The sequence below is a fragment of the Massilia sp. DJPM01 genome, from assembly GCF_030348125.1.
Lineage (GTDB): Bacteria > Pseudomonadota > Gammaproteobacteria > Burkholderiales > Burkholderiaceae_D > Telluria_A > Telluria_A frigida.
Genome location: NZ_JAQOZV010000106.1, coordinates 1 through 8,376, shown reverse-complemented (window position 1 = coordinate 8,376; position 8,376 = coordinate 1). Strand labels below are relative to the sequence as shown.

The following is an 8,376-nucleotide window of genomic DNA, read 5'->3' as shown; positions in this document are numbered from 1 at the left end:
AATGTTTTGCAGCGGCGGCGTCGATTCCAGCGACCTCAAGGTCATCCTGCGCCAGGGAACCCAGAAATTTGCCATGCGCGGACGTACGCTGACCGGTACCAGGGAGGGTTCGCCGTATGGGGGAGAAATGGTGTTCGATGCATCGCTGTCGCTGAAAGAAAACGCCGTCTTCAAAGCGCATTTGCAATTCATCCGCGACAAGGTCTACATCGAACATTGAGACCCGGCGTCAAGCTCACACCTGGCAGGAGCAAGCACGCCTGCGCTGCCCAGCTGGAAAGAGGTCGATGACAAAACGCAATATCGTCCGGAATGTTGATAGAATCGATCCACATCATCCCCCATCGTAATCCTTTGAAATACATGCGCCATGCGTTCGCCTCCGGAACCCGATACCTTCAGGGCGCGCTTGCGCCTGGGATTGGACAATATCGGATTCCCGTCGGACAACCCAAGCGCATTGGCGCGCGAATTCAACCGGCGCCATCGCGGCGCATCGATCACGGTGGATGCGGCCCGCAAGTGGCTGCGCGGAGAAACCGTCCCGACCCAGGCCAAGCTGCGTTCCATCGCCGCATGGCTGCTGGTCTCGCCCGAATGGCTGGGCTTTGGGGATGGTGAACAAGGCCATCCAGCCACCCGCGAGGCCTGCGTGGACCTGGCCCTGATCGCCGACCTGCACCTGCTCGATGAAAAGTACCAGCTGCTGGCGCGCGAGTTCGTGAGCAAGCTCCTCGAACTGCAGGATGCCCGAGCGAACAACGAAACTGGCCCGCCGGCCCCGATGGTATAGTACGGCACTGCGCTTGCCGCCGCTTGCGACGCGGTTCAACTCCCCACGATCCACCAAGCTCTCATGAAAAAAACCAGCACGACACCGCGCAAGCAGGCCAGCCAGTCCGGCACGGCGCCGGCCCACGCGTTCGACACGCGCCAGTCCGGCGCCGCTATCGTCGGCATCGGCGCCTCCGCTGGCGGACTGGAAGCGCTCGAATTGTTCCTGTCGGGCGTGCCGGCCGCCAGCGGCATGGCGTTTATCGTCGTGCAGCACCTCGATCCCGAGCACAAGGCCATGATGGTCGAGCTACTGCAGCGCGGTACCACCCTGCCCGTGGTCGAGATCAGCGACCGCCTGCGGGTCGAGCCGAATCATATGTACGTGATTCCGCCGAACCGCGATTTGTCCATCCTGCACGGTGTCTTGCACCTGTTCGAACCGGTCGAGCCGCGCGGGCTGCGCTTGCCGATCGACTATTTCCTGCGCTCGCTGGCGGCCGACCAGCAAGCCAACAGCATCGCCGTGATCCTTTCCGGCATGGGTGCGGACGGCTCGCTGGGCGCGCGCGCGATCAAGGAAAGCGGGGGCGCGGTGTTCGTCCAGGATCCGGAATCGGCCAAGTTCGACGGCATGCCGCGCAGCGCCATCGAGGCCGGCCTGGCCGACGTGATTGCGCCCGCCGACGAACTGGCCAGCCGCATCCTCGCCTACCGGGGCCACGCGCCGCTGCTGGTCAGCCCGCCCGAACTGAGCTTGTCCGACGCCGACGGCAGCGCACTCGACAAGATCGTCGTGATCCTGCGCGCCCAAAGCGGGCACGATTTCTCGTTCTACAAGAAAAGCACCCTTTACCGCCGCATCGAGCGGCGCATGGGGCTGCACCAGTTGGCCAGCATTGCCGACTACGTGCGCTACGTACGCGACAATACCCACGAGGCCCAGCTCTTGTTCAAGGAATTGCTGATCGGCGTGACCAGCTTCTTCCGCGACACGCCCGTGTGGGAACAGATCGAGGCCGACGTCTTTCCCGCCCTGCTGGCGGCCCACCCGCAAGGCGCCGCCTTGCGGGCCTGGACGCCAGCCTGTTCGACCGGCGAAGAAGCGTATTCGCTGGCCATCGCTTTCCGCGACACGCTCGAACGCCTCAAGCCGGAGGCCCGCTTCACCCTGCAAATCTTCGCGACCGATCTCGACAGCGACGCGATCGGCCGCGCCCGCGCCGGCGAATTTCCGGGCACCATCGCCAGCGACGTAAGCGAGGCCCGCCTGCGCCGCTATTTTATCCAGCACAATGGCGGTTTCCGCGTCTGCAAGGAAATTCGCGATATGGTCACCTTCGCGCCGCAAAACCTGGTGATGGATCCACCGTTTACCAAGCTCGACCTGCTCACCTGCCGCAACCTGCTGATCTACCTGGAAGCGGACTTGCAGAAAAAGCTGCTGCCCCTGTTTCACTACAGTCTCAGGCCGGGCGGCTTGCTGGTGCTGGGGAGCGCCGAAACGGTGGGCGCCGCCAGCGACCTGTTCGCCGCATGGCCAGGCAAGACGCGCATCTATCAGCGCCGCGAAAGCAGTCCGCGCACGGAGCTGGTCGATTTCCCCGCGTCGATTTATGGCCGCTCCCGCAAAGGGCTGGCCGCGCCGGTTCCCGCCGCCGGTGCGGCCCAGCCGGGTAGTGCCAACGTAGAGACCATGATCGATTCCTTGCTCCAGCAACGTTTTTCGCCGGCTGCGGTGCTCACGACCGACAAGGGCGACATCATCTATATCAGCGGCAAGACCGGGAAATACCTGGAGCCGGCCGTGGGCAAGGCCAACCTGAATATCTTCGCCATGGCGCGCGAGGGGCTGTCGGGGGCCTTGAACGAAGTCTTCGCCAGGGTCGTGCGCGAGCAGGGCAGCCAAGTGCTCAAGGGGCTGCGCGTGGGTGGCAATGACGGCGCGCTGATGGTCAATGTCGAAGTCCACAGCCTGCAGGAACCGGCACCGCTGCGCGGCATGGTCCTGATCGTGTTTTCCGACCAGCCGGCGGCGCGCGCAAAAACACCGCGCAAGGGCCAGCTGGACGGCGCCGAGGCCGAGCGCATGGATGCCATGGCGCAGGAAATGCAGCAATCGCGCGGAGAGTTGCAGCGCGCCCGCGAAGAGATGCAAACCTCGCAGGAAGAATTGAAATCGACCAATGAAGAGCTGCAAAGCACGAATGAGGAATTGCAAAGCACCAACGAGGAATTGACGACCTCCAAGGAGGAAATGCAATCGATGAACGAGGAGTTGCAGACGGTCAATCATGAATTGTCGGCCAAGCTCGACGAATTGTCGCAAGCCAGCGATGATATGAAAAACCTGCTCAACAGCACGGACATCGCCACGCTTTTCCTCGATGAACAGATGTGCATCCGGCGCTTCACCAATCGCATCACCGGCATCTTCAAGCTGATCCCGGGCGATGCCGGCCGTCCGATTACCGATCTGGTGAGCACGCTGAACTATCCCGCGCTGGCCGAGGATGCCCGCGAAGTGCTGAACTCGCTGGTGTTCCGCGAAGTCCAGGTCAGCGCGCTCGACGGCCGCTGGTTCACCGTGCGCATCATGCCGTACCGGACCCAGGACAACCGCATCGACGGGGTGGTGATCACCTTTATCGACATCAGTACCTCGAAAACGCTGGAATGTGCGCTCAGGCTCAGCGACGAGCGCTTCCGGATTGCCATCGAACACGCGCCGCTGACGGTGTTCAGCCAGGATCAAGAATTGCGCTATACCTGGGTGCACAATTTGCAGCCGCAACTGCGCTCCGGCGACGCCATCGGCAAGACCGACGCCGAGCTGTTGCCACCCGACGATGCCGCGCGCCTGACCCAACTGAAACGCCAGGCGCTCGAACAAGGCCTCAGTGTGCACACCGAAACGACGGCGCTCCTGCACGGCAGCACGCATTACTACGATTTTTATGCCGAGCCGGCGCGCGACCATCACGGCGCCATTGTCGGCGTGTCGGGCATGGCATGGGAAATCACGGAACAAAAGCGCTCCGAGTCGCGTTTCCGGCAATTGCTGGAACATTCGCTGAACGCGGTCGCCTGTCACCAGGTGATCCTGGACGATGGCGTGGCGCGCGATTTTCTGGTTCTTGAAGTCAATCCCAAGTTCATGGAAATGACCGGGCTGCGTGACGTCGTCGGCAAGCGCCAGTCGGAGCTGGCCACCAGCATCTATCCCTTCAATCCGGAATTGTTTGCCGCCTGCGCGCGGGTGGCGACCACGGGCAAGCCGGAGCAGCTCGAAGTGTCCGCCAGGGATGGCGCGCAATGGATCAATTGCTCGCTGTATTCGCCGGAGCCCGGTTACTTCATCTCGGTCAAGGAAGATATCACCGGGCGCAAGCGGATGGAGGAGACCCTGCGTCAAACCCTGTCCGTGCTGCAGCGCGGCAGTGCGATCGCACCTTCGCAAGCCGGCGCAGTCGCGGCGCTGGAAAACATATTGCAGGACGCGCAAGCGTTGCTGGAAGGCGGTATGGACAAGCACCCCGGCCGGCCAGGCCAGGCCGTTTCAAATGCCGCCATCAATCGGAAAATACAATCATGAGCCGTGAACAATTATCCCAACATGTACTGAGGGAAGACGCCGAACTGCGCCTGAACCAGCAGGGAAGGGCGCAGGCTGGCGCGCAGCCGCTGCCGCATGCCGACAATCCGCAGCGGCTGCTGCACGAACTGCAGGTGTACCAGGTCGAACTGGAATTACAGAACGAACAGCTGGAAGCGGCGCGCGCCTGGATCGAGGCGGCCCTGGCCAGCTACACCGAACTGTACGATTTTGCTCCCGTGCCTTACTTTACGCTGACCCGTAGCGGGGCGATTACCGAGACCAATCTGGCGGGCGCCCGTCTGCTCGGTAGCGAGCGCAGCCGTGTGATCGACAAGCGCCTCGGCGTGTTCGTCGCCGAGTCCGACCGGCCCCGGGTGGCGGCATGTCTGAAGTCGCTGTTTGCCACCCAGTCCGACGCGCACTGCGAAGTGACCCTGGTCGCCAGGGATGGAACCCGCCGCACGGTGGAAATGAGCACGACCCTGGCCAACGATGGCGAAACGTGCCGCGCCGTCCTGGCCGACGTGAGCGAACGCAGCGCCCGCGAGCGCCAGACGCGGCGCCTGGCCGACGCATTCACCATGGCAAGCGAAGCCATGTTCCTCAGCGACCAGCATGGCGTCATCACGGACGTCAACCATGCATTTAGTGCGCTCACCGGGTTTGCACCCGACCAGGTGCTCGGACAGCATCGGCGCATGCTGTTTTGCGAGAGCCGTTCGCCCGGGCTGGACGAGGACATCGCGCACGGCCTCGCCCTCAAAGGCAGCTGGAGCGGCGACATCTGGAACGAGCACCGCGACGGCGCGCCGTACAGGGTGGCGGCGCATATCGGCACCATGCGCGACAGCAGCGGAGCGCAGTGCTGCGTTATGCGCTTTTCGCGCCATGATTGAACCGGTACGCCGCCATGCGATGCCATTTCCCCTCTTGCCCGTCCGGGCCTGAGGCACGAACGCAAGGGCGCACGGTCAAGCGGCCGGCAACGACCCGATCCTGGTGCCTTGCGCTGTGCCTGTGCCTGTCCTTGGCCGGCGCCGGCGCCGCTGCGCCGCAAGCCGCGGGTGTCGCGGGCGCGCTGCAAACCATCCCGGTCGCACCCGGATTTCTGGCATCCGAACGCATCCCCCTCAGAGGCACCCTGGTCAAGGCGGCACGGATCGTCGACCGTGCCGGCGAGCATCTGCTTGTCGTCACCTCGCGTTCCGGGCCGTCGACCGCCCCGACGGCAACGCCGGGCGCGCTGGAACGGTTCGCGCTTTTTGCCGCACTCTACACCCACAAGGACAAGGCCTGGGCGCAAACCTGGATCATCCAGGATCACGTGGACTGCCCGGGACTCGATTCAAGCGCGGATTTTTTTCCCGAATACATTACGGTCACCGACCTGGACAAGAACGGCATGGCCGAAGTGACCGTGCCCTACAAAATGTCTTGCGGAGGTGGCGTCGATGCGAACGAGCTCAAGGTTATCCTGCGCCAGGGCGAGCAAAAGCTGGCGCTGCGCGGCACCACGCTCAGAAATACCAGGGTCAGCGCCCCCTACGGCGGCGAAATGACCTTCGACAAAGCCCTGTCGCTCAAGGAAAACGCGGTCTTCAAGGCCCATTTGACATCCCTGCGCGACCAGGTCTACGTCGAAGACTGAGCCATCGTGAGCGGTCATTGATTGTGCATCGATCGACCAGGCGTGGCCTCTTGACACAGTCACGGCCCATCCCCGAAGCTCCCGGTTCAGCTCGCTGACCGGGGCCCTGCCGAGCGTGTTGTTGGGGTGGCACAGCCTCTCCAATCACTTTCACGTGCGCATACAACGTGATACGCTGGCAGCACACCAGATTCTGGCGAACCACGTAGCTGAGCGCCGCCAACGGCGTCAGGCATGTGGTGATGACAGTTTCGCGCTGATGAGGAAACGTGATGAAACGAACGCTCTTCTCCCTTGCTCCACTGACGCTGCTGTTGGCTATAGCGAGCCCGGCCATGGCAGAACTGGTCATCGTGGTCAATCCCCAGAACCCGGCCACCCGCATGTTCCCGTCCCAGGCAGCCCAGTTTTTTCTCGGTGGTTCTGTCATGTTCACCCCAATCGAGCAGGCCGAGTCTTCGCCTATTCGTGCCGAGTTCTATAAAAAAGTGCTTGAAAAGGAACCTGCCCAGGTGCAGGCGATCTGGTCCAAACTGACGTTCACGGGCAAGGCAAAGGCGCCCAAGGAGTACAAGTCCAGTGCGGAAGTAAAAAAGGCGGTGGCGGAGAGCGTGAACGCCATTGGGTATATAGAAAAATCGGCGGTGGACGACACCGTCAAGGTCGTCGCGACGATTCCCTGACCCGCCAAACTCCTATCCCCACCGGAGAGACCCAATGAACAAGATTCCACTCGTGTTTGCCATGACCATGTTCGTCGGCGGCAGTGCCGCCGCCATCGATTTGACCAGTGATGGGTCGCTGAAACTCACTGGCTTTTATACGCTCACCGCGGCCAAGGTCCTCAGCGGCTCGGCGCTGGGCAGCAGCGCCCCCTGGACTTACCAGCAGTGGAAATGCCCCTGCACGATCCAGACCTGGGAATACGCAGCCGTTTATGAAAAATCGAAAGGCTGGCAACTCGACCAGGAATCCCTGCTTGGTGTGCAAATCAAGAAGGAATTCTCGCCCACCCTGGCAGCAACTGCGCAATTGGTCATGCGCGCAAATAACCCCAACCATGGATCGCGCCCCACAGTGGACTGGGCCTATGCCAGCTGGCAGCCTTCCGCAGACTCAAAATGGACGTTTCAGGCCGGGCGCTTCCGCATTCCGCTTTATTATTACAGCGATTATTTGTACATTGGCTACGCTTATCCATGGGTGCGCCCGATGCCGGATGTCTATGGGTGGCCGATCTATGCCTACAACGGCGCCAATGTCAGCTATCGCACGCAATTGGGCGCCTCCGATTGGGCTGCGACAGCACAGGTCTATACCGGCAGCTATACGCAGCGCAACAACGCTTACGACACGCGGATTTACTGGACAGATCCGACGCACGAATCGTGGAAAGGGATGGTCGGCGCGACCTTCGCCGCGAACAATGGGGTATTTGATGTGCGCGCCATGCTCATGACGTACAAGGACTCGCTGTGGCAGGAGAGTGCGGATGGCGTACGCAACTATCTCTTGAACATTCACGATCAACGCACCCGCATCATGGGCGTGTCCGTCAATATGGACTACAAGAACTGGCTGGTGAAAACAGAGGTGGACCGCTACGAACAGGTCGATGCATCCAAGGGCTTGAACGGCATTTACAAATACGCGCTGGCGAGCGTCGGGTATCAGTATGGTGCTTTCACGCCAGCGCTGTCGATGTCGCGTTATCGCACAGTCGCTGCCCCGATTGAAGGCAGAAATACGCAATATGTGTCGCTGCGCTGGGACTTCGCGAAGAATACGACACTCAAACTGCAGTACGATATCAGCAAGGACAAGTCCGAATATAGCTACCCATTCTTCGGCGACTCGAAACTGATGTCGGTTTCTCTGCAGGGCATTTTCTAGATGCGCGCTTCCCGGGACTGATTGCCCACAACCGCGGGAGTGCCAGTCGCCGTGTTAACTTGCAGGCTTCTCGCTTGCTGCGACTCGTTGCGACTGGCGCGCCGGCTGATCCTGCAACGCCGCAAGGAACAGCAATCCCTTGATGCTGGGGAAAAAGCAATACACGCCGCCGCGCGTGGTCACCAGCCGCGAAAAACCGCGCAAGGTGTGGTTGGCGCTGCCTTTCGGCCCCTTGCCGGCCAGGGTAAACGAACTCGTCGCCGGATCGTTCACGCCGAGAAAAACATCCTCGCCGCTGATGTTGTACACGGCATTGCCGGCGGCAGGTCCTTCCGGCCCCGTGGCGGCTTTCACAAAATCCGACCGCCGGTTCCACTCGCTGCTGAGGAACTCGAACTGGTTGCGGATGCTCGCATTGATGAAGTAGCCGATCAGGCCGCGTGCGGGCTGGTCAGGCCGGGCC

7 protein-coding genes and 1 pseudogene are annotated in these 8,376 nt (G+C 61.7%); 7 read left to right on the top strand and 1 reads right to left on the bottom strand.

Going from position 1 to position 8,376, the window contains the following annotated elements:
* The 7 genes and pseudogenes from PO883_RS33265 to PO883_RS33235 all read left to right on the top strand — a co-directional run.
* Positions 1 to 220, top strand: a pseudogene (locus PO883_RS33265) (hypothetical protein); the annotation flags it as partial.
* 150 nt (positions 221 to 370) lie between these two features.
* Positions 371 to 793, top strand: a complete 423-nt coding sequence (locus tag PO883_RS33260; protein WP_289313603.1) for a hypothetical protein — start codon at positions 371 to 373, stop codon at positions 791 to 793.
* 63 nt (positions 794 to 856) lie between these two features.
* A complete protein-coding gene (locus tag PO883_RS33255; RefSeq protein WP_289313602.1) occupies positions 857 to 4,369 on the top strand; it encodes a chemotaxis protein CheB in 3,513 nt (1,170 codons plus the stop codon).
* Positions 4,366 to 5,268 carry a PAS domain-containing protein gene (locus PO883_RS33250; protein ID WP_289313601.1) on the top strand — a complete coding sequence of 301 codons (903 nt, stop codon included), beginning with the start codon at positions 4,366 to 4,368 and terminating at the stop codon, positions 5,266 to 5,268. Before PO883_RS33255 ends, PO883_RS33250 begins: the two co-directional genes overlap by 4 nt.
* Before the next feature lie 14 nt (positions 5,269 to 5,282).
* Positions 5,283 to 6,020, top strand: coding sequence for a M949_RS01915 family surface polysaccharide biosynthesis protein (locus PO883_RS33245; protein ID WP_373890132.1), 738 nt, complete (start codon positions 5,283 to 5,285; stop codon positions 6,018 to 6,020).
* 272 nt (positions 6,021 to 6,292) lie between these two features.
* A complete protein-coding gene (locus tag PO883_RS33240) occupies positions 6,293 to 6,703 on the top strand; it encodes a hypothetical protein (RefSeq protein WP_054267464.1) in 411 nt (136 codons plus the stop codon).
* Positions 6,704 to 6,737: 34 nt separating this feature from the next.
* Positions 6,738 to 7,913, top strand: a complete 1,176-nt coding sequence (locus tag PO883_RS33235) for a hypothetical protein (protein ID WP_289313599.1) — start codon at positions 6,738 to 6,740, stop codon at positions 7,911 to 7,913.
* A 54-nt stretch (positions 7,914 to 7,967) separates the two neighbouring features.
* On the opposite strand, the gene PO883_RS33230 is transcribed toward PO883_RS33235, so the two are convergent.
* The coding region (locus PO883_RS33230; RefSeq protein ID WP_289313598.1) for a hypothetical protein at positions 7,968 to 8,376 on the bottom strand (409 nt) is incomplete at its 5' end.